Annotated in this window: 18 protein-coding genes and 1 tRNA gene; 10 read left to right on the forward strand and 9 right to left on the reverse strand. The window is 60.8% G+C overall.

Annotated elements, in window-relative coordinates; genetic code table 11:
• Positions 1 to 212 precede the first annotated feature (212 nt).
• The 3 genes from HMPREF2879_RS02450 to murA form a co-directional block, all read right to left on the reverse strand.
• Positions 213 to 1,331, reverse strand: a complete 1,119-nt coding sequence (locus HMPREF2879_RS02450; protein WP_049347434.1) for an NAD(P)H-dependent glycerol-3-phosphate dehydrogenase — start codon at positions 1,329 to 1,331, stop codon at positions 213 to 215.
• Between the two features lie 110 nt (positions 1,332 to 1,441).
• Entirely contained in the window at positions 1,442 to 2,299 is an 858-nt protein-coding gene (locus HMPREF2879_RS02455; protein WP_012903333.1) for a lysophospholipid acyltransferase family protein, read from the reverse strand.
• Positions 2,299 to 3,732, reverse strand: a complete 1,434-nt coding sequence (murA, locus tag HMPREF2879_RS02460; protein ID WP_049347430.1) for a UDP-N-acetylglucosamine 1-carboxyvinyltransferase — start codon at positions 3,730 to 3,732, stop codon at positions 2,299 to 2,301. The genes HMPREF2879_RS02455 and murA overlap by 1 nt, the downstream gene beginning before the upstream one ends.
• Before the next feature lie 692 nt (positions 3,733 to 4,424).
• Between murA and HMPREF2879_RS02465 the strand changes: the two genes are divergently transcribed.
• Positions 4,425 to 5,873, forward strand: a complete 1,449-nt coding sequence (locus HMPREF2879_RS02465) for a transcriptional initiation protein Tat (protein WP_070634740.1) — start codon at positions 4,425 to 4,427, stop codon at positions 5,871 to 5,873.
• 154 nt (positions 5,874 to 6,027) lie between these two features.
• Here HMPREF2879_RS02465 and leuD read toward each other — a convergent pair whose 3' ends face one another.
• Together leuD and leuC are read right to left on the reverse strand one after the other, a co-directional pair.
• Positions 6,028 to 6,621, reverse strand: coding sequence for a 3-isopropylmalate dehydratase small subunit (gene leuD, locus HMPREF2879_RS02470; RefSeq protein ID WP_005505627.1), 594 nt, complete (start codon positions 6,619 to 6,621; stop codon positions 6,028 to 6,030).
• A 26-nt stretch (positions 6,622 to 6,647) separates the two neighbouring features.
• The gene (gene leuC, locus HMPREF2879_RS02475; protein WP_012903327.1) at positions 6,648 to 8,090 is read right to left on the reverse strand and encodes a 3-isopropylmalate dehydratase large subunit; all 1,443 of its coding nucleotides are present in this window, start codon (positions 8,088 to 8,090) and stop codon (positions 6,648 to 6,650) included.
• Positions 8,091 to 8,501: 411 nt separating this feature from the next.
• Between leuC and HMPREF2879_RS02480 the strand changes: the two genes are divergently transcribed.
• Positions 8,502 to 9,398 carry an IclR family transcriptional regulator gene (locus HMPREF2879_RS02480; protein WP_371325931.1) on the forward strand — a complete coding sequence of 299 codons (897 nt, stop codon included), beginning with the start codon at positions 8,502 to 8,504 and terminating at the stop codon, positions 9,396 to 9,398.
• Between the two features lie 112 nt (positions 9,399 to 9,510).
• Here the strand turns inward: HMPREF2879_RS02480 and HMPREF2879_RS02485 are convergent, their stop codons facing one another.
• Both HMPREF2879_RS02485 and HMPREF2879_RS02490 read right to left on the reverse strand, forming a co-directional pair.
• Positions 9,511 to 11,385: a GTPase gene (locus HMPREF2879_RS02485; protein ID WP_070634741.1), complete on the reverse strand. Its 1,875-nt coding sequence runs from the start codon at positions 11,383 to 11,385 to the stop codon at positions 9,511 to 9,513.
• Between the two features lie 48 nt (positions 11,386 to 11,433).
• Complete coding sequence (locus HMPREF2879_RS02490; protein ID WP_070634742.1) at positions 11,434 to 13,383, reverse strand: dynamin family protein; 1,950 nt, start codon at positions 13,381 to 13,383, stop codon at positions 11,434 to 11,436.
• Positions 13,384 to 14,029: 646 nt separating this feature from the next.
• Here HMPREF2879_RS02490 and HMPREF2879_RS02495 point away from each other — a divergent pair.
• The 7 genes from HMPREF2879_RS02495 to epsC all read left to right on the forward strand — a co-directional run bounded on the left by HMPREF2879_RS02495 (position 14,030) and on the right by epsC (position 21,601).
• Entirely contained in the window at positions 14,030 to 14,851 is an 822-nt protein-coding gene (locus tag HMPREF2879_RS02495) for a DUF6318 family protein (protein ID WP_246822891.1), read from the forward strand.
• 268 nt (positions 14,852 to 15,119) lie between these two features.
• The gene (locus HMPREF2879_RS02500; RefSeq protein WP_070634744.1) at positions 15,120 to 16,319 is read left to right on the forward strand and encodes a DUF6318 family protein; all 1,200 of its coding nucleotides are present in this window, start codon (positions 15,120 to 15,122) and stop codon (positions 16,317 to 16,319) included.
• 266 nt (positions 16,320 to 16,585) lie between these two features.
• Positions 16,586 to 17,428 carry a DUF6318 family protein gene (locus tag HMPREF2879_RS02505; RefSeq protein WP_070633953.1) on the forward strand — a complete coding sequence of 281 codons (843 nt, stop codon included), beginning with the start codon at positions 16,586 to 16,588 and terminating at the stop codon, positions 17,426 to 17,428.
• Positions 17,429 to 17,534: 106 nt separating this feature from the next.
• On the forward strand, positions 17,535 to 18,494 hold the full coding sequence (locus HMPREF2879_RS02510; protein WP_070634745.1) for a DUF6318 family protein: 960 nt from the start codon (positions 17,535 to 17,537) through the stop codon (positions 18,492 to 18,494).
• 117 nt (positions 18,495 to 18,611) lie between these two features.
• Positions 18,612 to 19,382 (forward strand): DUF6318 family protein, encoded by a 771-nt coding sequence (locus HMPREF2879_RS02515; protein WP_070634746.1) that lies wholly within the window; start codon positions 18,612 to 18,614, stop codon positions 19,380 to 19,382.
• A 400-nt stretch (positions 19,383 to 19,782) separates the two neighbouring features.
• Positions 19,783 to 20,718, forward strand: coding sequence for a cysteine synthase A (gene cysK / locus HMPREF2879_RS02520; RefSeq protein ID WP_005505601.1), 936 nt, complete (start codon positions 19,783 to 19,785; stop codon positions 20,716 to 20,718).
• Positions 20,719 to 21,016: 298 nt separating this feature from the next.
• Complete coding sequence (gene epsC, locus HMPREF2879_RS02525) at positions 21,017 to 21,601, forward strand: serine O-acetyltransferase EpsC (RefSeq protein ID WP_005505599.1); 585 nt, start codon at positions 21,017 to 21,019, stop codon at positions 21,599 to 21,601.
• Between the two features lie 220 nt (positions 21,602 to 21,821).
• Here the strand turns inward: epsC and gndA are convergent, their stop codons facing one another.
• Together gndA and HMPREF2879_RS02535 are read right to left on the reverse strand one after the other, a co-directional pair.
• Positions 21,822 to 23,294, reverse strand: a complete 1,473-nt coding sequence (gene gndA / locus HMPREF2879_RS02530) for an NADP-dependent phosphogluconate dehydrogenase (protein WP_070599791.1) — start codon at positions 23,292 to 23,294, stop codon at positions 21,822 to 21,824.
• Positions 23,295 to 23,447: 153 nt separating this feature from the next.
• Positions 23,448 to 23,523, reverse strand: a tRNA-Val gene (locus tag HMPREF2879_RS02535).
• Positions 23,524 to 24,004: 481 nt separating this feature from the next.
• Here HMPREF2879_RS02535 and aceE point away from each other — a divergent pair.
• Positions 24,005 to 26,737, forward strand: a complete 2,733-nt coding sequence (gene aceE / locus HMPREF2879_RS02540) for a pyruvate dehydrogenase (acetyl-transferring), homodimeric type (protein ID WP_070634747.1) — start codon at positions 24,005 to 24,007, stop codon at positions 26,735 to 26,737.
• Positions 26,738 to 26,776: the final 39 nt, after the last annotated feature.

Genomic DNA, 26,776 nt, shown 5'->3' on the forward strand with positions numbered 1-26,776 from the left:
CAATGTTCCCCTACCCTTAGGTCCGGAAGGTGGAACGGCAATGCGTCAATAATCCTAACGCACGAATACCGTCGCGGTCACTGATGCGTTTCTCACGCACCGGTTTTCCGCAACGGTATCCGTCCTCGGATGTCTACATTCAATCTTCTTCTAGTATGTCCTGGCACACAACCCGAATCAAGGGGTGCCAGCACACCAGAAAGCTTCAAAACCTAGTGGCCCTCATGCTTGAGGCGGCGACCCAGCAGCTGAGGCGCCAAGTCCTCAATGCCAATGCGACCCGAAAGCACCGCCACCACAGCCTCCACGATGGGCATCTCCACGCCGTGACGGCGAGCCAACTCAGCCACCACGGGAGCCGACTTAATCGACTCGGCAGTCTGGCTCATGTGCTCGTGCAGGCGGTCAGGGGAAATACCCTGAGCCAGCAGACGACCCGCCGTGTGGTTACGGGACAACGGCGAAGAGCAGGTCGCAATCAAGTCGCCCATGCCAGCAAGACCGCTCATGGTCGCAGCCTCGCCGCCCAACGCCACCGCCAGGCGGGTAATCTCCGCCAGGCCGCGCGTCATAATGGACGCCTTCGAATTATCGCCGTAATTACGGCCCTCGCAAATACCCACGCAAAGCGCAATCACGTTCTTCACCAGGCCGCCAATTTCGGTACCCACCACATCCGTGTTGGTGTACGGGCGGAAGTACGCGCACGCAATCGCGTGAGCAACAGACTCAGCCACCGGCAGGGTACGAGCCGCAACCACGGAGGCGGTAGGCTCCTCCCCCATGATTTCCTTCGCCAGGTTCGGGCCCGAGAGCACGCACACGCGGTGCGGAATATGACCGATCGCGCGCACATCAGCACCGCGCAGAGCCATAGCCTCTTCCAGCTCCTCGGTAATGACCTGCGACATGCGCAGACCCGTACCGGTCTCCAGGCCCTTCGCCAAAGACACCAGCATGGCGTTCGGCTCAATATAGCGGGCGAAGCTCTGCAACTGCGAACGCAGAACCTGCGCAGGCAGGGCAAGAACCACGATATCGGCGCCGGTCAGCGCCGCGGGGGCATCCGCCGTGAAGTGCATGTTGTCCGGCAGCTTCATTCCCGGAAAATAGCGGGCGTTCTCGCGGGTGCGCTCGCACTCAGCCATCACCTGCTCATCACGACCAATGAGGGTCACACGAGTGTCATCTCCACGCTCACGGGCAGCATCCGCCGCGATCTTAGCGAAAGCGGTGCCCCAGCTACCGGCGCCGAGCACCGCAATAGACTGTACGGTCGCCGGAGGGGTAAATTCAGGGCTTGCTGCGGGGGTGCGTCCAAAGAAGGTCACGAAAACACCTGCCTCTCTTCCTTGCGAGCTTATTGTGCGAGTCCCTGACAGACGCCTCAGCAAATAGCCGCGGCTCCTATCAGGGCCTCACGATTTTCCCAGTTGGGATGCTACTTTTCGTCCGGTTCGCCGAGCGCGCCACCGACCGGCCCCGAAGGGGTGCCGGGGGCTTCACGACGCTTAGTGCGCGGATTCCAACGCCCCTCAGGAGCCTTCTCGCCGCGGATTTGCTCCAGCTCGGCGGTAATAGCATCCAGCATGGCGTCGGTGACCACGCCCAGTTCGGTGCGGGTGTGCTTAGCATCGGGGCTGGCATCCTCAACGAGGGAGGCAATATCCAGTGCCTTGCCAACCTTCACGCGGACGGTCTTGCGCGGGAACAGCGAAATCTTACGCTTCTCCTTGATGCGGCCGTCCTCGCCAGGCTCATCCACGTAACCGAGAATCTGCTCATCCCCCCAGTGCGCCACCGGGAAGACGGGCGCGCCGGTCGCAAGAGCCAGACGAGCCGCACCGGTACGCGCCTGCATGGGCCACAGTTGCGGATCGTGGGTGGTGGTGCCCTCCGGGAAAATTATGACGGCACCGCCAGCCTCAACAATCTTGCGGGCAGTAATCAGGGACTTACGCGCATCCACCGAACCGCGAACCACGGGAATATGCGCGAGCTTGCGCATAATGTAGCCGAGCACGGGTGCACGGAAGAGCGAATCCTTCGCCAAGAAGCGCGGCAGGGCGCCCTCAACGAAAGCAGGGAAAGCCACGGTCACCGGGTCAAGCTCGGTGGTGTGGTTAGCCACGATAATGTACCCGCCGCTCTTGGGCAGGTTCTCACGGCCGGCAATCTCAACGCGTGCGATGAGCATGTACAGCCCGCGCGCAGCGTTACCGAGCACCTTGTACAGAGCATCGCCGGAGGCGGTGGGCTCAATCTCAGGCAGAGCCTGCTTTCCCTGCTGTCCGCTCACTAGTCCTGAACCTCAACTTCCTCGGGCTCAACAACGACGATTGCTGCATCGGGCTTGGGAGCCTTCGACGCCTTGCGTGCCAGCACCTCAAAGTTGGCACCCAGGCCCTTGAGCTTCTCCTCGAAGTTCTCGTAGCCGCGAGCAATCAGCTCAACACCGCTCACGTGAGAGGTGCCCTTAGCAGTCAGAGCAGCAATAATGTGGGAGAAGCCGCCGCGCAGGTCCGGAACCTCAATGTCGGCACCGGTCAGCGGGGTGGGGCCAGAAATAATAGCGGAGTGACCGTAGCCCTTACCCTCGAAACGGCAGGGCGTGCCGCCCACGCAGTCACGCATGACGACAATATCTGCGCCCATCTGCTTCAGCGCGTTGGTGAAGCCGAAACGCTCCTCGTACACGGTCTCGTGCACGATGGACGCGCCCTTAGCCTGAGTCAGCGCCACGACGAGGGGCTGCTGCCAGTCGGTCATGAAGCCGGGGTGCACGTTGGTCTCAAAGACGATGGGCTTCAGCTGAGCTCCGGGGGTGCGCTGAGCCGGGTGGGTAAAGCGGATGCCCTCGGCGGTCACCTCGTACAGGCCGCCCATCTTGCGGAACTGGTTCAGGAACGCGGTCATGTCCTTCTGGGCTGCACCGCGCACGAAAATGTCGCCGCCGGTAGCCAGCGCCGCAGAAGCCCAAGAAGCAGACTCGTTACGGTCGGGCAGGGACGCGTGATCGTAGCCGGTCAGCTCGTCCACGCCCTCAATGACGATGGTGCGGTCCTCGTTAATGAAGATAATCGCGCCCATCTTCTGCAGAACAGCAATCAGGTCAATAATTTCGGGCTCAATCGCTGCGTTGCGCAGGATGGTCTTACCCTTAGCGCGCACACCGGTGAGCAGGACCTGCTCGGTAGCGCCCACGGAGGGGTAGTTCAGCACAATCTCTGCACCCTTCAGACCCTCTTCGGGAACAATCAAGGTGGTGCCGGTTTCGTCGTCCTTCTCAACGACTGCGCCGAACTTGCGCAGCGCAGACATGTGGTAGTCGATGGGGCGGTCACCGATCTTGCAGCCGCCCAGGTTGGGGATGCGTGCGGTACCGAGGGTGTGTAGCAGCGGGCCCACCATCAGAATCGGGATGCGGGAGTTACCACCGAAGAGCTGAATCTCCTCTGCGTTCTTTGCGGCGGTGGTTGCATCCTGTGCGGGGTTGAGGGTCAGAACACCAGCTTCGCGGTCGTAGTCGACCTTTGCACCGTGCAGCTCCACGAGGGTGGTAACGATTTCGACATCGCTCAGGTCAGGGACGTTACGCAGGGTCGAGGGGGTCGAACCGTGCAGTGCTGCGACCATCGCCTTGGGCACCAGGTTCTTGGCGCCTCGAACGTGAACCTCACCAACGAGCGGAGTGCCACCTTCAATGCGAAGCTTGCTGATGTTCTCAGTCATTAAAAATCCTTTGTGGAGTCGGCTGGTTTAGGCCGAACTTTAACAGTGTGCCGATGCGCCGCGTTCTGTCGTGCCGCGCCCCTGCCGGTAGCAGGGCGAAACGGGCGCATATATTCATCATTATTCTAAGCCCTGCGTAAAGGTGCTCCAAACACTGAAGAGCCTTTGGAACTTGTGACTGAGATTTTGCTCTGTTGTGTATGTGAAAAACCGCTCTGACCCCCTCAGATTCAGAGCCAGAAAAAACAAAAAGATACACAAATATTCACACTAATGCAAACATTTTCTGTTTCTTCGCCGAAATTTGACGTTAGTTTCGTCTTTTTAACGTCCGAATTTGAACTTGAGAGCAACCTCACCCCTACAATAACGTGCACACTCGTGCCCACTGAACGGCGCCTCCGCTCTCACGGAGGAGCCAATCAGCTCTACACTGCGGCATAGGCGCCGGCACCGACCTTGCACCCGCGCAGTACAGAGCCTCACAGGAGGGTGCGTGGCGTGCATTCACTGCATAAACCTTTGCGATGGTACCCAACCAAAACGGTTCGGCTTCCTGATTCACTTCAACTTCAAAAATTCACTTCAACATCACCGTAAATATTCGAAAGTCAACTAAAAACCAGGGCCCATCGCAACCAACCACAGGTCGCTTCGCGGCTGCATCCGCGAACTACCGGAGGACCCCAAATATGACACATCACAACACTGCATCACGCATTTCGCGCCGTCGCCTCGTACAGGGTACGGCATGGAGTGCCCCCGTTATCCTCGCCAGCGCAACCGTCCCTGCATGGGCGGCAAGCGGCGAGCCCACCTGCTCCCCCGCTCTGACCCTCAAGCCGACCGCAACCGGCTTCGACGACAAGGCTGGCGCATACACCGAATGGCTCGTCCCTGAAGGCGTTGGACGAGTACGATTCGACCTCGTGGGAGGTGCTGGCGGTGCCGCATCTTCCTTTACTCCCCGATACCTGACCGACGTCACGAACGCGGCCCTGGCTGGCGGCGGTGCCGGTGCACAGCTCAGCGGTGTTCTTGCGGTCAAGTCCGGCGACATCCTGCGCGTCTGGGCGGGTAACGGCGGCGTCGGCTCCGTAGCCGGCGCGGAGCCCGCACTCGGTGGCGAAGGCTACGCAGCCGGCGGCGACTCCACCGGCTCCAGCACCGCAACCGGCGCAGCGCAGGTAGTGGACACCGATAGCGGCTACGTGTACGGCGCGTCCGGCGGCGGCTCCTCCGCGGTCGAGCTCGTCCGCGACGGCGCAGTCACCGTCGTAGCCGTTGCCGGCGCTGGCGGCGGTGGCGCACAGCTGGGCACCCTCACTACCCACCAGCGCATCTTTGACGCGCAGCCCAAGGACCAGCTGAACCCGGCACTGCGCGTGGCACTGGACGGCCGTGACGCATCCACCACCGCAGGCGGTAGCGCAGGCGGCGACCTGGGCACCGACAACACCGGTCAGGGCGGCATGCTCATGGCAAGCCCCTACCAGGAGTTCAAGCCCCTCGACGAGGACGATAAGACCCTCGACATGCGTTTCATGGTCACCGGCGGTACCGCTGGTCGCTCCGGCGTAGCTGGCACCCTCGGTGAGGCACTGGCAGGCGTCCTCGACGAGAACAACGAGCTAAAGCTCATGCCCATGTCCGAATCCTGGTTCGACTCCTACGATTTCCCGCGCTACTACCGCTACGAGGGCGACTCCGTGAGTGATAAGGAAAAGGGAACCGGCGGTGCGGACGCTACCGGCTCTTACCGCGGTAAGGGCGGCTCGGGCGCGCTGCTCTCCCACACCTACGGCAAGCTCTCCCTCACTTCCGTAGCATCCGGTGGTGGCGCCGGCTACGGCGGCGGCGGCGCAGGCCTGAACATCTGGACCGTTGGCTCATACTACGAGGCCGTTTTCGGCCGTCAGGTGCAGTTCGAGGGCGAAGGCAACATCTACTCGCTCAGCGCCCTGAGCAGCGGCGGCGGCGCAGGCGGCAGCTACATTAACCACGAGGTGGTTTCTGACTTCGCTCTTGCCACCGCACAGAACGCGAACCCGACCGCGGGTGTGCGCTCCCCCGGTTCGGCGGCGCTGTACAGCTGCACCGAGAACGCAACCTTGAACACCCCCATCACTGAGGGTGCCTAAGCTCTAGGTATTGAATAAATACGCCTCCCCGGAAGTTCCGGGGAGGCACATTCATATGTGTGCCAGGTTTTTGGGTACAGAAAAGCTCGAAGGCGGCGACTGAATCAGTCGCCGCCTTCGAGCTTTATATATCTACGGCTTAGAGTTCCCCTACTTAGAGCTCCTGAGTGCGGGGCATCCAGGAGGGGCGCTTCGCCTCGTACGCTTCAATAGCTTCGAGGTTCTGCAGGGTCAGACCGATATCGTCCAGGCCCTCCATGAGGCGCCAACGCACGTAGTCGTCAATCTCGAAGGGAACAACCAGCGCGCCCACGGTTACGGTCTTGGACTCCAGGTCAACGGTGATTTCGGTGCCGGGCTCGTGCTCCAGCGCCTTCCAAATCAGCTCGATATCGTCCTGTGCAACCTGTGCGGTGACCAGGCCCTGCTTACCGGAGTTGCCGCGGAAAATATCGGCAAAACGAGCAGAGATAACGACCTTGAAACCGTAGTCGCGCAGCGCCCACACGGCGTGCTCACGCGAGGAACCGGTACCGAAGTCCGGGCCCGCAACCAGCACGCTACCGTGCTTGTAGGGCTCCTGGTTCAGGATGAACTCGGGGTCCTTACGCCAGTTAGCGAAGAGGGCATCGTCAAAGCCAGTCTTGGTCACTCGCTTGAGGTAGACGGCGGGGATGATCTGGTCGGTGTCAACATTCGAAGAACGCAGCGGCACGCCAATGCCGGTGTGCTTAATAATGGGTTCCATAATGGCTCCTTAGCTATAGCGGCGTGCTAGGCCACGACGTCGGACGGGGCGGACAGGGTACCGCGCACAGCGGTTGCGGCGGCGACCACCGGGGAGACCAGGTGGGTGCGGCCACCCTTGCCCTGGCGGCCCTCAAAGTTACGGTTCGAGGTGGAGGCGCAACGCTCACCGGGTGCCAGCTGGTCGGGGTTCATGCCCAGGCACATGGAGCAGCCGGCAAAGCGCCAGTCGGCACCGAAGTCCTTGAAGACCTTGTCCAGGCCTTCTGCTTCTGCCTGCGCGCGGACCTTCTGGGATCCGGGCACGACCATCATGCGCACGTTCTCGGCGATGGTGCGGCCGCGCACGATGTCTGCCGCGGCGCGCAGGTCCTCAATGCGGGAGTTAGTGCAGGAGCCCAGGAAGACGACGTCCACGGGAATTTCCTTCATGGGGGTGCCCGCCTTCAGATCCATGTATTCGAGGGCGCGTTCTGCTGCGACCTTGTCGTTCTCATCCTCGAAGTCATCCGGGGAGGGAACGGCGTGGCTCAGCGGAATACCCTGACCGGGGTTGGTACCCCAGGTGACGAAGGGTTCGAGCTCGTCAGCGTTAATGAAGATTTCCTTGTCGAAGACGGCGCCTTCGTCGGTGGGCAGGCTCTTCCAGTACTCGACTGCCTTGTCCCACTCTTCACCCTTGGGTGCGTGCTGGCGACCCTTGATGTATTCGAAGGTGATCTCGTCGGGGGCGACCATGCCGGCGCGTGCACCCGCCTCAATGGACATGTTGCACATGGTCATGCGGCCCTCCATGGAGAGGGAACGGATTGCGGAGCCGCGGTATTCGAGCACGTAGCCCTGACCGCCGCCGGTACCGATCTGCGCGATGACGGCGAGGATGATGTCCTTTGCGGTCACGCCGGGCTTGAGGGTGCCTTCAACGTTGATTGCCATGGTCTTGAAGCGTGCCAGGGGCAGGGTCTGGGTCGCCATGACGTGCTCCACCTCGGAGGTGCCGATACCGAACGCGAGAGCGCCGAACGCACCGTGGGTGGAGGTGTGGGAGTCGCCGCAGACGATGGTCATACCGGGCATGGTCAGACCCAGCTGCGGGCCGACCACGTGCACGATACCCTGTTCCTGGTCGCCGAGGGAGTGGATGCGCACGCCGAACTCTGCAGCGTTGCGGCGCAGGGTCTCGATCTGGGTGCGGCTGGTCAGGTCGGCGATGGTGCCGAAGATGTTGTCGGTGGGGGTGTTGTGGTCCTCGGTGGCGATGGTCAGGTCGAGGCGGCGCAGGGGGCGGTTCTCGATGCGCAGGCCTTCGAATGCCTGGGGGGAGGTCACTTCGTGCAGTAGCTGCAGGTCGATATAGAGCAGGTCGGGCTTGCCGTTTTCGCCGGGGACGACGACGTGTGCGTCCCAGACTTTTTCTGCCAGGGTGCGCGGACGGGTGCCCGCGGTGGTTGCGTTCTGTTCGCTAGTCATGCTTTCTCCTGCTTGATGCGTTCCTACGGTGGATGCGTTCGGTGTGGTGCGTGCCGCAAGTTTGCGGAGTTAAGGGGCGGATTATGTACCCGATGGGACCCTCAAATCGGTATTTCCCTGCGGCGTGTCGCATATTTTTTCACGGATTCTTAGCCTGTGAGACGGCCTAGAAACACCCCGAACTAGCGAGTGTTTTTATGTGGGTTTACTCTATGACTCCAGGGTAATTTTGCGGGATTGCGCGCATTTTCCTGCGGCTTTTTCACACATTTTCACCCATAAACACACATAAACACTTATTATGAAAAACTCATAATTTATCCCGTAGGGGGTGATTCCATCTTCAGCTGTGCACCCGAAAGAGTCCACGAAGTCCGGGGTATCTTTCATATTCTGAGATAGAATATAAGAATGACTCCTTCCGCTTCACGTTTTAACGCACACGGAATGCGTCACCCCAACGCATCCACATACCACAACGCACCGATTGTCGACCCCGTCAAGCCGCCCGAACACATGGCCGCCGACGAGCAGATGGTAGAGGTAAACTCCCACGGCTCCTCCGGCGTTGGCGTGCTCGACAAGGCGACCCTCATTCTTGATTGCCTCGAGGCAGGACCCGTATCTCTGGGTGACCTCGTCAAGGCAACCGGTCTGGCGCGCCCCACCGCACACCGCCTCGCCGTGGCGTTGGCACACCACCGCCTCGTAGCCCGCGACGTGCAGGGACGCTTCATGCTCGGACCCCGCCTGACCGAACTCGCATCCGCAACCATTGCTGACGAGCTCATCACCGTGGCAGACCCGATCCTGCAGAAGCTCAGCCTCGAAGCTGACGAGTCCACCCAGCTGTACCGCCGCCAGGGTGACTGGCGCGTGTGCGCAGCCACCTCCCCCCGCCCCTCCGGCATGCACGAATCTATTCCGGTCGGCACCCAGCTGTCCATGCAGGCTGGTTCCGCCGCCCAGGTTCTGCTGGCTTGGGAAGACCAGAACCGCATTGTTGAAGGCCTGCGCGACGCCCACTTCAGCGCCGCCATGCTCGCGGCTGTGCGCCGCATCGGTTGGGCGCAGTCCGTGGGTGAGCGCGAGCGCGGAACCGCCTCGGTCTCTGCTCCGGTGCGTGCGCCCGGCGGCAAGGTGATTGCGGCAGTGTCCATCTCGGGTCCGATTGACCGCATGACCCGCCAGCCGAACCGCAACTACCCTGAGCTGGTCGTTATGGCTGCTCAGGCGATTACGGACGGTCTGCGTGAGCTTGCGGCGTCTCAGCAGGCTCCCTGCGGTGAGAGTACTGAAGAGGACTAAGCTTCAGTAGCGTGTAGATTTAACGAAAAGAATCCCTCCCCGCCTCGATTGAGGTGGGGAGGGATTCTTTTGTGCGCTCTTAGTTTGATGCGGTTTCTCGGATGATACGCCGCTAAATGTCCAGCGCCTTGCGGTAGGCGTTGAGGCGCTTTGCTTCCTGCTGTACCGGGGCGACCACGCAGGACTGCACTGCCTTCTCCACGCCGGTCTGCAGGTGACCCCGCAACTTACGTGCGTAGTAGCGTGAACCCATGGCGGTAAGTAGCCTGCCCACACCCGCCGAGGCGATACCAAGCAGGATACCCAGCAGCAGAAGCAGGGTCGGCAGGGGCACCGGGGAGCCTTCGGGGGTCGGGGCGGGCGGCAGTTGAATCTGCAGGTACGCCATGCCGGAGATGAGGGTCAGCCAGCCGACGCCTACCAGGGCACTCAGTAGCGCGATCCACTGCAGGGCGTTGAAGATGACCCAGGGGGCGCGGGTGCGGCCCAGACCGTAGTCGATGCGCACCATGTCGCGTTCGAGCAGTTCGGGTAGCTCCGCCTCGCGGGAGAGGGCGGCTTCCTTCATGCTGCGCTTCCACGGCTCGTCGACGCGGGCCGCCATCTGCTTGCTGTACTGGCGCACGGCGTTTGCCATGCCTGCCTTCTGCGCGGCGCTCAGCGGGGGTAGCGAGGATGCCACCAGCTCGGGTGCGTTCTCGCTATCGGAACCGAGCATGCCCGCGGACTTCTCGGCCTTAGACATGCTCTTCGTTTCCTCTTGCTGCCCCAGGTGTAGGCGGCGCAGGGGGTCAGCCTTCAGGCGGCTCATCCAGCGGGTGAGGATCCAGCCGGTGTGCTGACCCGCAGTACGGCGATAGGAGGCGGTTGCCGCCTGCAAAACCTGCTCCGCCTGGCTGGAGGTGTAGCATGCCTTCACGAGCTTCTGTTCCGCTTCGAGGGCGTAGGCTCCGGCGAGCACGGTCCCCTCTCCCCCTGCGTAGGTGCGCAACTGGGAGGCGGTGGCGTGCAGCTGCGCGTCGGTTCGCTGCAGGGATAGGCTCTTGGCGGCGGCTACCTGGGCGAGCAGGTCGCGGAGCACGTCCACGCCCTCACCGGTTCGTGCGGAGACGGCGATGGGTGCGGCAAGCAGGTGCGCTTCGGTGCCCTCAGCCTGGAGCAGGCGGGTGAGGGATGCGAGCACGGCGGGAACCTCGGCGGGTGCGAGCTTATCCGCCTGGTTGAGCACGCAGAGTGCCTGCGCACCGGAGGCGGCGAGCGGCACCATGAAGTCGCGGTGGATGACGGCGTCGGCGTATTTTTGGGGGTCGACGACCCAGACGAGTACGTCCACGTAGCGCATCATGCGGGCGGCGAGGTCGCGGTTGGTGGTGGTGACCGAGTCGAAGTCGGGCATGTCCAGCAGGATGAGGCCGCCGGTGCGGGTGCGCATTTCGCCGCGTCCGCCTACTGCGCGGCGGATGCGGTTGAAGAGTCCGGGCGCCGGTTCGGTGACGGTATTGGGTGCCGCTACTCCCCCGGTTGCCTTATTACCCTCGGTTGTCTCTCCTTCGGCGGCGAGCGCCTGAGTTTGCGGGTAGACGCGCTTGTCGATGCCGAGCCAGTCAAGTAGCTCTTCGCTGCCTTCGGCTTCCCAGATTGCCGCCTGCACGGTGGAGGTGGTCGGGCGTGTGGGAGCGGAGAGGGCAATGTTCTGCCCGGCGATGGCATTGAAGAGGGTGGATTTGCCGCTGCCGGTCGCGCCGAAGAAGCCGATGACGGTGTGCTCGGTGGAGAGCTCGCGGCGCTGGCTGAGGCGTTCGAGGGTTTCGGCGGCGTCGAGCAGCACGGTTTCGGGGACTCGTCCTTCGCCGTAGCTGATGGCATCCTTGAGGGATGCAACGGAGCGCGCGAAGGGCGAGGTCGCCACGGCGGGGGTGGCGCCTCGCTCGGCGTTGCGATCGGTGTTGCGCTCGGCGTTCTCGAGTTTTTTCTCGGGGGTAGTCATAGTGCGTTATTTCTTCGTCTGTGGTGCGGGGTGCCTGCCCGGAGTGGTTTAGCGGGCAACCGTGCCGTTAGTGTGGGCTGCGGCTTGGCGCTGTGTGGTTTGACTCTGGGTGCTCATTTCTGCGGCGATTGCCTGTACCTGTTCGGCGGCGCGGTGAATGTCCTCGGCATCAGCCTGCGGGTCGGTTTCTTCCAGCACGGCGGTGAAGGGCTGGGCGTGCTCGGTGAGCAGATCCGCCATGCGTTCGAGCAGGTCGGTGCGGGCGCGGGTTGCCATGCGGCGCACCGCGTCTTCACCGAAGATGGACTCGAGCAGCTTGGTGCCGACCACGCCGCTACCGCCCGCAATACCCGCTTCAATACCGGTAATGCCGCCGGTGAGGCTGAACGCGGCGACCATGAGCATCACGGCGGTAGCGTTCACGCCCAGGGAAAGGAAGCGAGCACGTTTGCGCTTGTCGGCGCCTTCTTCGCGAATCATTTCGAGCACTGAGCCCTGCCAGAGGCGAATCTGCTCGGCAACAGCGGCGGAGAAGATGTCTTCGGCGGACTGCACTTCACCCTTCGCTTCGTTGCCCTTCGCCTCACCGTTTGCGCCTGCGTTCTGTTCGGGCGCCGCGGCGGAGGCCGTCTGCGGCGCAACAGAAACAGCCTGCAGCACATCCAGGCGCGCCAGCAGGGAGCGTCCGGCGCGGCTGGCACGCCAGCGGGTGCGGGTATTTTCGGAGGCGCGGGCGGCCGCATCCAGCACGACGGCGTGGATGCCGCTTTCGAGGGCGTCTTCTACCTTCTGGGCGGCGGCGGGCTGGCCTCGCAGGGCGGAGCCGACGCGGTCGCGCAGGCGACCGATGGTGCTGTCGAGGGAGCGGAAGAAGTCGCCGGTTCCCACGAAGTCGTGCCAGCGCGAGAGCACTTCGCCGCGTAGCAGGGAGCCGTCGGAGAGGGCGCCGTCGATGGTGGTCAGCGCGTCCTCGTATTCTTCGGCGACGATGGTGGCAAGCGACTGGTGCGCCGCCTGCTGGCGTGCCTGTTCGGCGGCGAGCACCTGCAGGTTTCCGGCGAGGGTTTCGACGGCACCGGCGAGGGTCTGCCGGGCGATGGCGGCGCGGGCGGGTGCGTCGGCGCCAAGTTCGCGGATCCACAGGGTCAGCGGGGCGAGGCTGACGGGGGCGAGCATGCCGCTTGCGTCGCGGGGCTGTTCGGTGACGGTGTGAATCAGTACGGCGTGGATTCCCGCCTCGTCGAGCATGCGTCGCAGGTCGTTTTCGATGGCTTCTTCGTCGCCTTCGGGCACGCGGTTGAGCACCACGGCGATGGCGATGGAGCGTGCGGCTGCTTCGTGGAGCAGTTCCCAGGGCACGGCGTCGGCGTAGCGGTTGGCGGTGGTGACAAAGAGCCACAGGTCAGCGGCGGAGAGCAGTTCCTTGGCGAGGGTGCGGTTTTCCTCGGAGACGGAGTCGATATCGGGTGCGTCGATGAGCGCGATGCCCTGCGGTAGCGCCGAGGTAGTAATAGGAATGAGGGCGCGCGCGATCTTCGGGTCGAGGCCGGGTAGTGCCTGCGATCCGGCGTTCATGCCGGAGGTGCGGGTGCGCGGCAGGGTGGGCAGGAAGCGTTCGGGTGATAGCGCCGCTTCGTCTTCTGCGCGGTGCAGGAGTACGGGGTGGCGGGTGGTGGGTCGAATCGCGCCGGACTGGGTGAGCGGTTCGCCGAGCAGGGTGTTGACGAGGGTGGATTTGCCGGCGCCAGTGGAGCCTCCGACCACGATGGTGAGGGGGTTATCGACGCTGGCGCTGCGCGGCAGGATGTAGTCGTCGAGTTGGCGTGCCATGGCGGCGAGCAGGGTGCGCGCGGTGGCGGTGCCGTGCTCGGCGGTACCGTCGTGGGTGACGGTGTAGGGGGTGCCGGGGGTTTCGCCGGCTTCTACGTCGAGCGGGAGGGGGATTCGAGTGAGCAGTTCGCGAGCTGCTTTGAGCTGCGCATAGTCGGTGGTAGTCACAGCGCTATTGTCCCATAGGGTGCACCTGCTTCATGCCATGTGTAGGCGTTGCGGTGGGCGCGTTGCGGTTGCGGGTTGTTTGGGGGCTCATATTGAGGTGTTTTTGATAGGTGTTTGGACAACCTGAAGAGGTTGAGATACTACTTGCACACAGGGTGCAACAACTCCAATTTATGATTTATTCATAAGAAGAGCAGGTGAGAAAATCCTTGATTTTCCGCAGGAAATCAGTACATTTCAATGCGGTTACCCGGAACACATTGGTACGTTTTATAACCCGCATAAAACGGGCAAATATTAAGATTTGATAACTTTTTACGCTCAAGCGCAGATATGGTCATTTTGAACCTGAAAGTACGCTTAGAATCGTTGAGCACGACATACAGGCAGGTCATAATCCACACCGAATCCCCAGGAGGTTTCTGACCTGCCCTTCGTATCGCATCCGTACTCACCGCGGTATGCGATACCCACCGGGAATGCTCACCGAACCCTCACGCAACTACATTCACAATTTACTGCCGTTGAGGTTCACTGCATCCGAGCTACCCGCATACTGTCTGCCCATCTTTACTCTTGCGAAAGGTTGCGTATGTTCGGTTCGCTGTCACGGCGCCATCTTCTTGCTCTTTCTTCCGGAGCAGCATTGAGCGCACTCGCAAGCGCTTGCAGCCCCAGCGCAGTTTCTCGCCCTCAACCACTCGCTAACCCTTCCCCTACTAAGGCTGCTCCTCAGAGCTCCCAGACCAAATCTGCGACCACCACGCGCAGCATTACGTACGCCGAGCCCCTGCCCGCATCCGCCCTGGACGGTCGCGGACCGGCTCTTCTGCCGGATCAGTTCTTTGAGCGTTCCGGAAATTTCTCAAACGGCACCCTGAGCCATCGAGCCGTCAATGTCCCCCGCCCCACCATGCCCCCGGAAGCTAAAGAGCGCACCGTCGAAGGTCTGCACGCCTTCCTGCAGTACTGGGGTGCGGCACAGAACTATATGCTCCTCACCGGCGACACCGAGCCCTTCATGAATCTGCCCGGCCAGGAGCACTTTAGTCAGATGGCGCAGATGTACCGCGATATCTACCGCTACAACATTGGCTGGTTGGTCTCTAAGAACAACCACCCCATGTGCATTAATCTGAGCTCCCCGCAGCCGGTGCCCGCCACTGAGCAGGACGTCTACTGCTGGAAGGCGACCCTGAAGGTGGACGAGAACGCGTTCCTGTTCAACCATGAGACCCGTCAGCGTGAGCAGCTCACCGGTATCTACGGCAGCAATCAGAAGGCGGATGCGTACGTCTACTTTGGTGAAGAGGGCTGGCAGATGCTGGAGGATCCGAACTCTTCCCCAAGTGCTACCGCTACCCCTGCGGCTACCGCTGAACCGTCCGCGAATATTCCGAGTGCGCACCCGACCCCGAATGAGAGCACCTCTTCTAAGGCGACTCGTTATATTCGAGGCTCAGCCTAAAGCTTCTTTACATCCGTGCCTCAAAGAACCCGTCATATTGGGTGATATGAGGCACGGATGAGAGCTTTTATTTGTGTGCCACGCGTGAAATCTATAGGCTAGGGCTAGATGAGGTCCGCCCATTTTCGCCTCAATACGCGTCTACCCGCCCTGCGGGTGACTGTTTCGCGCCCTCCTGTAGGGGCGTGATGTTAGGCTGAGAATTAGAGCGTGAGCTCTTCACTTATCACCGATACTTCCGCATCACAGCACATTCAAGGGGATCACTATGATTCACAGCCGCCGCCACTTTATTGCGCTTACGGGCACCGCCGCCCTGGGTGCGATGCTTGCCGCTTGCGGTTCCAAAAAGACTGAGGAGGCGACTGCCTCCCCCACTGCTTCCGCTTCGATTGCGGGTGCCTACGACAATCTGTCGGGCGAGCTGAAGTGGACTAAGTACATTGCGGGCAACGGTGCGGCCCCGATGAGCAGCACCGACCCGGAAACCGGTCAGGTGTACACGATTGAGCCGACTGCCGGCCCGGCAAGCGTTGATTCTAAGGCGAGTGCCGTGCCCATCCCGATTGAGGATGAGAGCATGTACGACAAGAACGCCCGCGGTCTGCGCGCCACTTTCGCGTATTTTGCGGCGGCGGTGAACTATGCCCGCATGACCGGTGACCCGGGTCCTGCTCTGCAGGTGGTTCAGGCGCAGAACTCTACCGACCGTGCGGCGCTGGAGAAGTTGCGTGCGTTCTATGCTCCCGGTACGAACTGGCTGGTGGGCGGCGAGTGGACGTTCCGTCTGACCGATAAGCAGCCGACGACCCGCGGCACGAAGTATTCGTGGGCGTGCACCGTGACTCAGGCACACGGCATGCGAGTTGAGAAGGCAACCAATACGACCAAGCCTCTGGAGGACACTGAGGCCCCGGAGATTAAGGCTCTGTACGCTGAGTACGATGAGGAGGCGAAGCGCTGGTTGGTGATTTCGCCTCAGCAGTACGATCCCGCGTTGACCCCGAAGCCGACGCAGACTCCGCGTGCGCATCCTTCCTCGACCTATACCCCGACGGTGACTGATGACAGCACCGTGGCGGCTAATGCTGGCGCACACACCGGCGCGAATACTTCGGGTAACGGCGCGGCTCAGGGCACTGCTCAGAATGGTGCCGCGCAGAACGGTGGTGCGCAGGCTCCTGCCGCCCAGAATGGTGCAGGTCAGGGCGGTTCCCGTCAGTACACTGGTTCCCAGAATGGTGGCGCACAGACCGGCACCGGTCAGGGTGGCGCGGCTCAGGCTCCTCAACCTGCCGCTACCCAGGCGCCTGCGGCTCCCGCGCAGCCTGTGGCGACTCAGCCTGCAGCTGCGACGGCTCAGCCGAGCGCAGCGCCCGGTGCCCCTGATGCGGGCGGTGTAGCTGGCGGTGTAAATGCTCCCGGCGCTGAGGCACCCGGCGGTATTCCTGGTGAAGGCGCACAGTAGCCCCTCCCCCTATAGACGATGAACGCGTCCCTCTTTCACCCCATCCGGTGCGATACTCCCGCTGGTTCCACTGAGTTCACTGGCGGCGGTAAGTTCGCTGATGGGCGGCATATCACGCTCCTATGAGCGCTGGTACGCACGGGTGTGAAGGCGGGGGCGCGTTATACTTAGGACTGTCTCTAGAGGGATGTCCGCGTGTGATATCCACTCGTCGAGGCGTTCTCTCACTCGTCTCTCACCTGAGATTCTCATTCGAAAGGTATTCCGTGGCGCTTTTCCCCATGACCTCCGGGCTTCCCAGTTCCACTACCGGCATCAGCCGCCGTTCTGCTCTGCGTTACGCGGGTGCGGGCGTTGCGGGCGTGTCTTTGAGCGCCCTACTGGTTGCGTGCGGTGGTTCTTCGTCCACCAGCGAAAACGCTGATGCGGATACCCCTCAGATTTCCCCTTCGGCTTCTGCGCGTACTGATTTTAGCGGCGAGGTCACCTTCGACAACTATGAGAAGAAGGGTACTTTCGTTCCGGCGACCGAGTCTGCGCCCGCTCAGAACGTGCCGTTCCCCAAGCGCCCGGCGAGCGCTTCGGAAAACTCGGTGCAGGGTCTGTACGATTCGATTGCATTCGTGTATGCGGCGATTAACTACCTGGTGCTGACCGGTGATGCGGCTCCGCTGCGTGAGTCGAAGGCTGATGAGAAGTTCGTTGCTTCGTTCTCGTCGTTTATGGATGAGTCGAATGAGAGCTCGCAGAATCGTGATTGGTTTGTGTCGCCGAAGGTGACCATGTCTGCGTTCACTGCGGTTCCTGCGCTGGTGAAGAAGAGCGTGCAGTGGACCTTTGATCTGGTGATTGATTTGGGTCCGACCGTGGTGATTGACGGTGCTCCTGCGGAGATGTCTGAGAAGGTGCGCCGTACTGAGCGCGGCTTGGTGATTACCGGTGTGCGCCACGATAATGACTGGACTTTGACTATTCAGGATGAGTACGAGGCTCAAGCGTCGGCTCAGCCGCAGAATGGTGGCGCTAATGGTGGTGCCGCTAATGGGGGTAATGCTGGCAATTCCGGCAACTCCGGTAATGGCGGCAATTCTAATGGTGACAACCTTTAAGCCCTCAGATGGATGAGGCATCATGCCCTAACTCGCACTCGGGTTAGGGCATGATCTGTTTTACTCTGGTAGTAACGAGCTTTCCTGGATTCAAGGTTTTTCTCTTATGTCTTCTTTTTCTCAGTCTTTCTCTCGCCGCTCCCTGCTGCGCCTGGGCTTGGGCGCATCTGCTGTTGCGGGTTCTGCGGCGCTGTTGAGCGCGTGCGGCTCGGGTAGCTCTAGCCAGCAGTCGGGTTCTCAGGGTGGTAGCCTGAACGGTTCGAAGTCGAGCGCTAACCCGAACGGGTACAGCGATGATGGTAAGAACTATTCGGGTCTGGTGGAGTACACCCACTATGAGGGTGCGCTGAATTATGAGCAGGGTACGGTGGAGCATCCGCCGCGTAATGCTCCGAAGCCGAAGGTGACTGATGCTCTGTCGGCGAATACGGTGACGGGTTTTCATGAGGCGATTGCTTATTTTGCGGCGGCTATGGATTATCTGGTGAAGACCGGTAGCACGGATGCGTTCTCGACCGGCATTCAGCTGTCGTCGAAGACTCGCTCTGAGGTGGATGCTCTGTCGGCTTCTATTCTTGCGGGTGTGGAGAAGGGTTCCTGGTATGTGAATCCGTCGGCTTCCTATGCGCTTTCGAGTGCGCAGCCGTCCATTATGAGCGATGGCAACCTGCTGTTTAAGGGCAAGTACACTCTGGACTTCGGTACGGAGGCGGTGGCTGAGGGCAAGATCCAGCCGGTGGTTGCCTCGGCGAGCGCTTCGGCGTCTGCTGAGCCTACTGATCCGTCCGAGGATGCGCTGGTGTCTGATGCGGCGTCCCCCACTGCTTCTGCTACTGCTTCTGCGGCGGGTCCGGCTTCTCGGGTGACGGTTCAGGAGTGTGATTTCCGCGGCCGCTACCACGCTGATTCTAAGATGTGGGAGCTGAGCGTGGCGTACGGTGCTACTGTTCAGGGCGGTGCTCCCTCCGCGAGCGCGGCAGCATCCGGTTCGGCTTCCGTGCCCTCTTCTGCCGCCGCTTCTGCTGAAGCTTCCGCTGAGGTGTCCGCCACCTCCGCGGCGTCATAGTTCGTCATAACGCTTTTATCTGCGAGGCGCTTCTCACGCTTCGTCCGCTCAACTCTGTATCCTGTTGGGTTTGCGGCTAAACTGGTTGCAATCACCGACTGACTGAAAGGTATCACTATGTCCGAGAACCTGACCCGCCGCGCGGCGCTGGGTGTACTGGGCGTCAGCTCCATGGCTTTGCTGGCGGCTTGTGACTCTAAGGCTACTTCTGAGGCGTCTGCTTCCGCTTCTGGCTCTGAGAGCGCTTCTGCTGCTGCTTCTGAGTCTGCTACCGCTTCGCCCTCTGCTTCTGCATCGGCGTCTGCTTCCCCTTCTGCTTCTGCGTCGGCTACTGCGACGAGCTCTCCGCTGCCTAACGACAATAAGGATTACAGTGGCGTAGCGAAGCTGGAGAAGATGGAGGATCACGGCGAGTACCAGCCGGGTAACGCTGAGCACCCGCCGCAGAATGTTCCTTCCCCGATTGTTCCGGAGGCTATGCACCAGAATTCGGTGGCTGGCTTCGCGGCGGCTCTGGCGTACTTCGGTGCGGCGTTTGAGTACCTGCTGCGTACCGGCGATATGCACTACATGAACGAGGTCAGCACCGACCAGGAGACCCTGGCGGCGATGAAGAAGTACGCGGATTCCACTAAGGCAGGTATTGACGAGAAGAAGACCTGGTACGTGAACCCGACCGCTACCTTGACTATTGGTACTAAGCAGCCGGTTCTGGCGCAGGGCGCGTACAACTGGACCGTGACTCTGAATGTTGATCTAGGTGAGAAGCTGTTCAAGGACGGCAAGGAGCAGACTGTGGCGGCTGATAAGCGTCACGTGAAGATGTTTGGTGAGGCTGTTGGTCGCTACTTGAACAACAAGTGGGATCTTCACATGGACATCAACTAGTCCTCTGAGGCTGGTTTTCTCCCCCGCTTTTAGCGTTGTGCCGTCTCAGGATGCGGTTTTTACTGTTTTTTCCATTGATGGCAATAAAATTTGTGGCTCCAGCTTGCGGTGAACGGAGTTCACCACTACTCTTATATACAGAGGTTGTCTTTTGGGCTACATAATGTTTCTAGAGAGCGCCGCACATTCATCGTCCTTTGTCGAGAAAGGGTTTGTGCGGCGCTTTTCTGTACCCTCTTTCTGAACCTCGTTCCTTGAGGTTTTTCTCTGGCATTATTACGAACTGTGACCGCAGGTTTAAACCTACTGCCGGTGAGTAGTAGAGTTGCCACGTAACCGATTATTCATTGCGGAGACCCCGTCGCGGCTGGCCTCCCCCAAGCTCATGAAGGAGCACCCCATGGCAAAGATTCTCAACAGCATTGTTGAAGCAACCGGCCAGACCCCCCTGGTTAAGCTGAACCGACTGGACGAAGGTCTTCCCGGTAACGTAGCGGTCAAGCTTGAGTTCTACAACCCCGCTGGTTCGGTTAAGGACCGCATCGGCCGCGCCATCATTGACGCTGCTGAGAAGTCGGGTGCGCTGAAGCCCGGCGGCACCATTGTTGAGGGCACTTCCGGTAACACCGGTATTGCGCTGGCTATGGTGGGTGCTGCTCGCGGTTACCGCGTCATCCTGACCATGCCGGAGACCATGTCCGCTGAGCGTCGCGTGCTGCTGCGCGCTTACGGTGCTCAGATTGTGCTGACCCCCGGTACCGAGGGTATGCGCGGCGCTGTGGAGAAGGCTAAGGAAATCGTTGCGACCACCGAGAACGCTATCCTGGCGTCCCAGTTCTCCAACGAGGCGAACCCCACCATTCACTACAACACCACCGGCCCCGAGATTTGGGAAGCAACCGACGGTAAGGTCGACATTTTTGTGGCGGGTATTGGCACCGGCGGCACCATCTCCGGTACCGGTAAGTACCTGAAGGAGCAGAACCCGAACGTGAAGGTTGTTGCGGTTGAGCCGAAGGACTCCCCGCTGCTCTCCGAGGGTCGCGTTGGCCCCCACAAGATTCAGGGCCTGGGCGCTAACTTCGTTCCCGACACCCTGGACCGCGGCATCTACGATTCGGTAACTCCGGTCAGCGCTGAGGACGCTATGCGCACCTCCCGCCTGCTGGCTACCCAGGAAGGTATTCTGGGCGGTATTTCTTCCGGTGCGGCTGTGTGGGCTGCCCTGGAGGAGGCTAAGAAGTCTGAGAACAAGGACAAGCTGATCGTGGCTATCGTTCCCGACTTCGGTGAGCGTTACATCTCTACCGCTCTCTACGAGGATATCCGCGGCTAATAGACCCCAGTCTTCGGCACCCCTCCCCGTGAGGCCGCCATCTAGAACAGTACGCAGTGTTCGACGCTCCGTCCCGGTTGCATGCCGGGGCGGAGCGTTTGCGTTTTCCCGCGATACTCCCCCGCTGAGACCCGCCCGAGCCCGAATATTACGTTCCGCACGCAATTGTGACCGAGATGTTAAAGAGAGCACTCACTATGACGACGACAGAGTTCGGGAATAGGTGAATGAGCACCGTTGTTGGTACCTTTGGAAAGGTCGCATACACAGAGCACGACCGATGAGGGAAAGGGAACCCATGAGTTTTATTGCGCGTCTGCGTGAAGATATTGAGAACGTCCGCCAGCACGACCCTGCTGCGCGCGGCGCTGTCGAGATTGCGCTGAACTATTCGGGTATGCACGCGATTTGGGTTCACCGTCTGACCCATAAGCTCTGGCAGAAGGATGAGACGAAGGCTCTGGCTCGTACTCTCTCGCAGTTTGCTCGTTTTCTGACCGGTGTGGAGATTCACCCCGGTGCGACCATTGGCCGCCGTTTCTTCATTGATCACGGCATGGGCATTGTCATTGGTGAGACCGCTGAGGTTGGTGACGACGTGATGCTGTACCACGGCGTGACCTTGGGCGGTCGCTCCCTGGAGAAGGTGAAGCGTCACCCCACCATTGGTGACCGTGTGACCATTGGTGCAGGTGCTAAGGTGCTGGGCCCGGTGGAGATTGGTGCCGATAGCGCTATTGGTGCGAACGCCGTGGTCGTCAACGATCACCCCGCCGATTCGATTATTACCGGCATTCCGGCGAAGCACCGCCCGCGTACCCCGGAGAAGAAGAAGCCGCTGGTGGACGCTGTGGAGTACATTGACCCCGCCATGTGGATTTAGCGCTTGGCAAGCGTTTTGACCCCGTAGAGGCGCACCTGGCGGCTCCTCATGAGGCTCCAAGCTCCTCACCGGGCTCCGCAGGTCTTCTCCCCTGCTATACGCCCCTCAAGATACCCCTGAGGCATCTCGGGGGTGCCCCATCAAGACATAACGAAAGCCCGCCTTCGACCGGATTCTCATCCAGCCGAAGGCGGGCTTTGACGTATTCAGCTACGTGAGCTTAGTGAACGTGAATGTCCGCTGCGTTCACCTCGGAGCGGTCACCACTCCACATGGTGTGGAAGGCACCCTCTTCGTCAATACGACCGTAGGTGTGCGCACCGAAGAAGTCACGCTGGCCCTGAATCAGGGATGCGGGCAGGCGGTCGCGGCGCAGGCCGTCGTAGTAGGACAGTGCGGAAGCGAACACCGGCACGGGGATGCCCAGTGCGGTCGCCTTAGCCACCACGCGACGCCAGGAAGGAACGAGCTCCTCCATGAGGTTCTTGAAGGCCGGTGCCAGCAGCATGTTTGCGGGTGCTTCGCCTGCGTAGGCAGCCATGATGTCGCCCAGCAGCTCGGCGCGGATGATGCAGCCTGCACGCCACAGCGATGCGATGGTGTCCAGCTTCAGGTCCCAACCGTATTCCTTGCCTGCGCGGGTGAGCAGGTCCATGCCCTGTGCGTACGCAACGAGCTTGGATGCGAAGAGTGCACGGCGCACATCCTCAACGAACTCGGGGTCGCCTGCACCGATGCCGGTGGTTGCAATCAGACCTGCGGGCAGTTCGCGCTGTGCCTGCTCGCGCTGCTCACGCTCAGAGGAGGAGAGGGCGCGTGCGAACACGGACTCTGCGATAGCGGAGACGGGGGAACCGAGGTCCAGGCCAGCCTTAGCGGTCCACAGGCCGGTACCCTTCTGGCCAGCTGCGTCAACGATAACGTCGACCAGGGGCTTGCCGGTCTTTGCGTCAACCTGTGCGAGCACCTCTGCGGTGATTTCGATCAGGTAGGAGCTCAGGTCGCCTTCGTTCCAGGTCTTGAAGATTTCTGCCTGCTCGGCGGGCTCAATGCCTGCCACGGAGCGGAGAATGTCGTAGGCCTCGCCGATCACCTGCATATCGGCGTACTCGATGCCGTTGTGGACCATCTTCACGAAGTGACCCGCACCGTCGGTGGAGATCCATGCGCAGCAGGGTGCACCGTCCTGGGGTGCCTTCGCTGCAATCTTCTCGAGCATGGGGCCGAGGTGCTTGTAGGACTCTGCGGAACCGCCGGGCATCATGGAGGGGCCCCAGAGAGCGCCCTCTTCGCCGCCGGAGACACCAACGCCTACGAAGTGCAGGCCCTTTTCAGCCAGGGCGTGCTCGCGGCGGATGGTGTCGGGGAAGTGGGAGTTACCGCCGTCAATAATGATGTCGCCCTCATCGAGCATGGGGGTGAGCTGCTCGATAACAGCGTCGACGGGTGCGCCCGCCTTGACCATAATCAGGATGCGGCGGGGAGACTCGAGGGAGTCGACGAGTTCCTGCAGGGACTCGGTGCGGATGAAGTCGCCGTCTGCGCCGTGCTCAGCCAGCAGTGCGTCGGTCTTCTCTACGGAACGGTTGTGCAGTGCCACGGTGTAGCCGTTACGTGCCAGGTTGCGGGCGAGGTTTGCGCCCATGACAGCAAGGCCGGTGACACCAATCTGTGCCTTCTTGTTTTCAGTCATGTATATAAGGATACGCGCTGAGGGCAGGCTATATATAGGTGGAGTGCACTTTTATGCTCTGAAGAGTCGCCCTTCTCACTCTTGGAGAAATATAGCGCGTGGAGAAAGTGCTTAGAACGGAAAAACCCCGGTACCTTGCGGTACCGGGGTAATTGGTGGGTCCTACCGGGATCGAACCGATGACATCCACGGTGTAAACGTGGCGCTCTACCAGCTGAGCTAAAGACCCGTAGTTCTCACCGTTTCGTTTGACGACCCAGTGGCGAACACAAGAAAAAACTATACGGGCTTTCGGTATGACATGCAAATCCACGGAGCGTGTTCTATGTCTCAATATTTTTTTCCTTTTCCCACTGCACCCCACACCAAGCCACACCAAGCCATAGTTGACACTCTCCCCTCAGATGGGTCACACCCCCTCGTTCCGCGCCATTCCGCCAACCCCACCATTCCGCGCCATTTAGGTGCAAAAAGACCCTAACTAGTACTTTTGATGCGTATTTTTCCCACTCAGATAGTCACAATACGAAACCCACACCACAAAAACCCTCATTTGAGACCAAGAGCCCCAGCTTTAGGTCTAAGATAGTAGAGATAAGAAGCGATGTGGGTCTTACGGACCTATAGCGCTTAAACACAAAGATTGTTCGACAACGCAACATCGCGGGGCGGGCGATCTCACAACCGCACAGAAGAGAGGTTGGATTAGTTTGGCTAACGTACCGAACGAGCACTCCCTGAGCACCCTTCTCGATGGCTTCAAGGACATCGACGTAGAAGAGACCCAGGAGTGGGCCGAGTCCCTCGAGGACCTTATCAAGACTCACGGCACCGAGCGTGCAGAGTACATCCTTCGCGCACTGCTCAAGGAGGCTGGCGCAAAGGGTGTAAAGGTCCCGACTCTGGTCAAGACCGACTACATCAACACCATCCCCGCCGACCAGCAGCCCGAGTACCCCGGTGATGAGGAACTCGAGCGCCAGTACCGCGCATGGATTCGTTGGAACGCAGCAATTATGGTTCAGCGTGCCCAGAAGAAGGGCATCGGCGTTGGCGGTCACATCTCCACCTTCGCAGGTGTGGCTGACCTCTACGAAATGGGCCAGAACCACTTCTTCCGCGGCCGTAACCACCCCGGTGGCGGTGACCAGGTCTTCTTCCAGGGTCACTCCTCCCCCGGTGTCTACTCCCGCGCATTCGTTGAAGGCGTCCTGACCGAAGAGCAGATGGACGGCTTCCGCCAGGAGAAGACCAAGGGCGCAAACGGTATTCCTTCGTACCCGCACCCCCGTTGCATGCCCGAGTTCTGGCAGTTCCCGACCGTTTCCATGGGTCTGGGCCCCCTGAACGCTATCCACCAGGCATCCTTCAACAAGTACCTGCACAACCACAAGATCAAGGACACCTCCGAGCAGCACGTCTGGGCATTCCTGGGCGACGGCGAGATGGACGAGCCCGAGTCGCGTGGTGCACTGCAGCTGGCTGCAAACGAGCACCTGGACAACCTGACCTTCGTCGTCAACTGCAACCTGCAGCGTCTGGACGGCCCCGTTCGTGGTAACGGCAAGATCGTTCAGGAGCTCGAGGCATTCTTCCGCGGCGCAGGCTGGCACGTCATCAAGGTCCTGTGGGGCTCCGACTACGACGAGCTGCTCAAGAAGGACAAGAGCGGCAAGCTCATCCAGCTGATGAACGAGACCCTCGACGGTGACTACCAGACCTTCCGTGGCGAAGACGGTGGCTACATCCGCGAGCACTTCTTCGGCAAGTACCCCGAGACCAAGGAACTCGTTGCAGACCTGACCGACGAGCAGATCTTCAACCTGCGCCTGGGTGGCCACGACGACAAGAAGCTCTACGCAGCCTACAAGGAAGCTATGGAGACCAAGGGCAAGCCCACCGTCATCCTGGCACAGTCCATTAAGGGTGCGGAGCTCGGCCCCTACTTCGAGGCACGTAACTCCACCCACCAGATCAAGAAGTTCACCATGGAAGCACTGAAGGGCTTCCGTGACCACCTGAACATCCCCATCTCCGACGAGGAGCTGGAGAAGGATCTGTACAACCCGCCGTACTACCTGCCCGAGGCAAACCACCCGGCACTGCAGTACATGCAGGCACGCCGCAAGGAACTCGGCGGTTACATCCCCGGCCGTGCAAACACCCAGCCTGAGATTATCCTGCCCGAGTCCAAGGTCTACGCACAGACCAAGAAGGGCTCCGGCAAGCAGACCGCTGCTACCACCATGGCGTTCGTCCGCCTGATGAAGGACCTCATGCGCGTGAAGGGCTTCGGTCACCGTATCGCTCCCATCACCCCCGATGAGGCACGTACCTTCGGTATGGACTCCTTCTTCCCCTCGGCTAAGCTGTACAACCCCAACGGCCAGAACTACGTGCCCGTTGACCACCAGCTCATGCTCACCTACACCGAGTCCCCCGAGGGCCAGATCGTTCACGTGGGTATTAACGAGGCAGGCGCAACCGCTGCGTTCATCGCACTGGGCTCCTCCTACGACACCCACGGCGAGCCGATGATCCCGATTTACATCTTCTACTCGATGTTCGGCTTCCAGCGCACTGGCGACGGCTTCTGGGCTGCTGCCGACCAGCTGTGCCGCGGCTTCGTCATCGGTGCAACCGCAGGTCGTACCACCCTGTCCGGTGAGGGTCTGCAGCACAACGACGGCCACTCCCCGATTCTGGCGTCCACCAACCCGGCGTTCAAGATCTACGACCCGGCTTACGGCTACGAGATCGCTCACATCGTGGAGCGCGGTATCGAGCAGATGTACGGTACCAAGGACGAAGACCACAACGTCATGTACTACCTGACCGTGTACAACGAGCCGATTCACCAGCCTGCTGAGCCGGCAAACGTTGACGTTGAGGGCATCATCAAGGGTATCCACAAGATCAGCGAGTCCCCGCTGACCTCCGGCCCCAAGGCACAGCTGCTGGCATCCGGCGTTGCTGTTCCGTGGGCTGAGAAGGCTCAGAAGCTGCTGGCTGAGGACTGGGGCGTCTCCGCAGACGTCTGGTCTGTCACCTCGTGGACCGAGCTGCGCCGCGACGGCATTGCCGCTGAGGAAGAGGCTCTGCTGAACCCGAACCAGCCCGCTCGCGTTCCTTACGTGACCCAGAAGCTGGCAGGCGCTGCTGGCCCGATCGTCGCGACCACCGACTTCGCTTCGGATGTTCCCGACCAGATCCGCCAGTTCGTTCCGAACGACTTCGCAACCCTGGGTGCTGACGGCTTCGGCTTCGCAGACACCCGCCCGGGTGCACGTCGCTTCTTCCACATCGATGCAGAGTCGGTTGTTGTCCGCACCCTGCAGATGCTGGCAAAGCGCGGCGAGGTTGCAGCAGACGTTCCCGCGAAGGCATTCGCTAAGTACGACCTGCTCAACGTGAACGCTAACTCCGAGCTGGAGCAGCACTAAGCATTTAGCGGTAGAACCCCGGTTCTGCGTTAGAAGCTA

It is taken from the genome of Rothia sp. HMSC069C04 (assembly GCF_001812895.1).
Lineage (GTDB): Bacteria > Actinomycetota > Actinomycetes > Actinomycetales > Micrococcaceae > Rothia.

Excerpts from the sequence above, each read along its gene's own strand:
- epsC (WP_005505599.1), top strand. The coding sequence starts at position 21,017 with ATGAGTTTTATTGCGCGTCTGCGTGAAGATATTGAGAACGTCCGCCAG.
- gndA (WP_070599791.1), bottom strand. The coding sequence starts at position 23,294 with ATGACTGAAAACAAGAAGGCACAGATTGGTGTCACCGGCCTTGCTGTC.
- HMPREF2879_RS02515 (WP_070634746.1), top strand. The coding sequence starts at position 18,612 with ATGTCCGAGAACCTGACCCGCCGCGCGGCGCTGGGTGTACTGGGCGTC.
- leuD (WP_005505627.1), bottom strand. The coding sequence starts at position 6,621 with ATGGAACCCATTATTAAGCACACCGGCATTGGCGTGCCGCTGCGTTCT.
- HMPREF2879_RS02480 (WP_371325931.1), top strand. The coding sequence starts at position 8,502 with ATGACTCCTTCCGCTTCACGTTTTAACGCACACGGAATGCGTCACCCC.
- cysK (WP_005505601.1), top strand. The coding sequence starts at position 19,783 with ATGGCAAAGATTCTCAACAGCATTGTTGAAGCAACCGGCCAGACCCCC.
- leuC (WP_012903327.1), bottom strand. The coding sequence starts at position 8,090 with ATGACTAGCGAACAGAACGCAACCACCGCGGGCACCCGTCCGCGCACC.
- HMPREF2879_RS02465 (WP_070634740.1), top strand. The coding sequence starts at position 4,425 with ATGACACATCACAACACTGCATCACGCATTTCGCGCCGTCGCCTCGTA.
- murA (WP_049347430.1), bottom strand. The coding sequence starts at position 3,732 with ATGACTGAGAACATCAGCAAGCTTCGCATTGAAGGTGGCACTCCGCTC.
- HMPREF2879_RS02485 (WP_070634741.1), bottom strand. The coding sequence starts at position 11,385 with ATGACTACCCCCGAGAAAAAACTCGAGAACGCCGAGCGCAACACCGAT.
- HMPREF2879_RS02510 (WP_070634745.1), top strand. The coding sequence starts at position 17,535 with ATGTCTTCTTTTTCTCAGTCTTTCTCTCGCCGCTCCCTGCTGCGCCTG.
- HMPREF2879_RS02500 (WP_070634744.1), top strand. The coding sequence starts at position 15,120 with ATGATTCACAGCCGCCGCCACTTTATTGCGCTTACGGGCACCGCCGCC.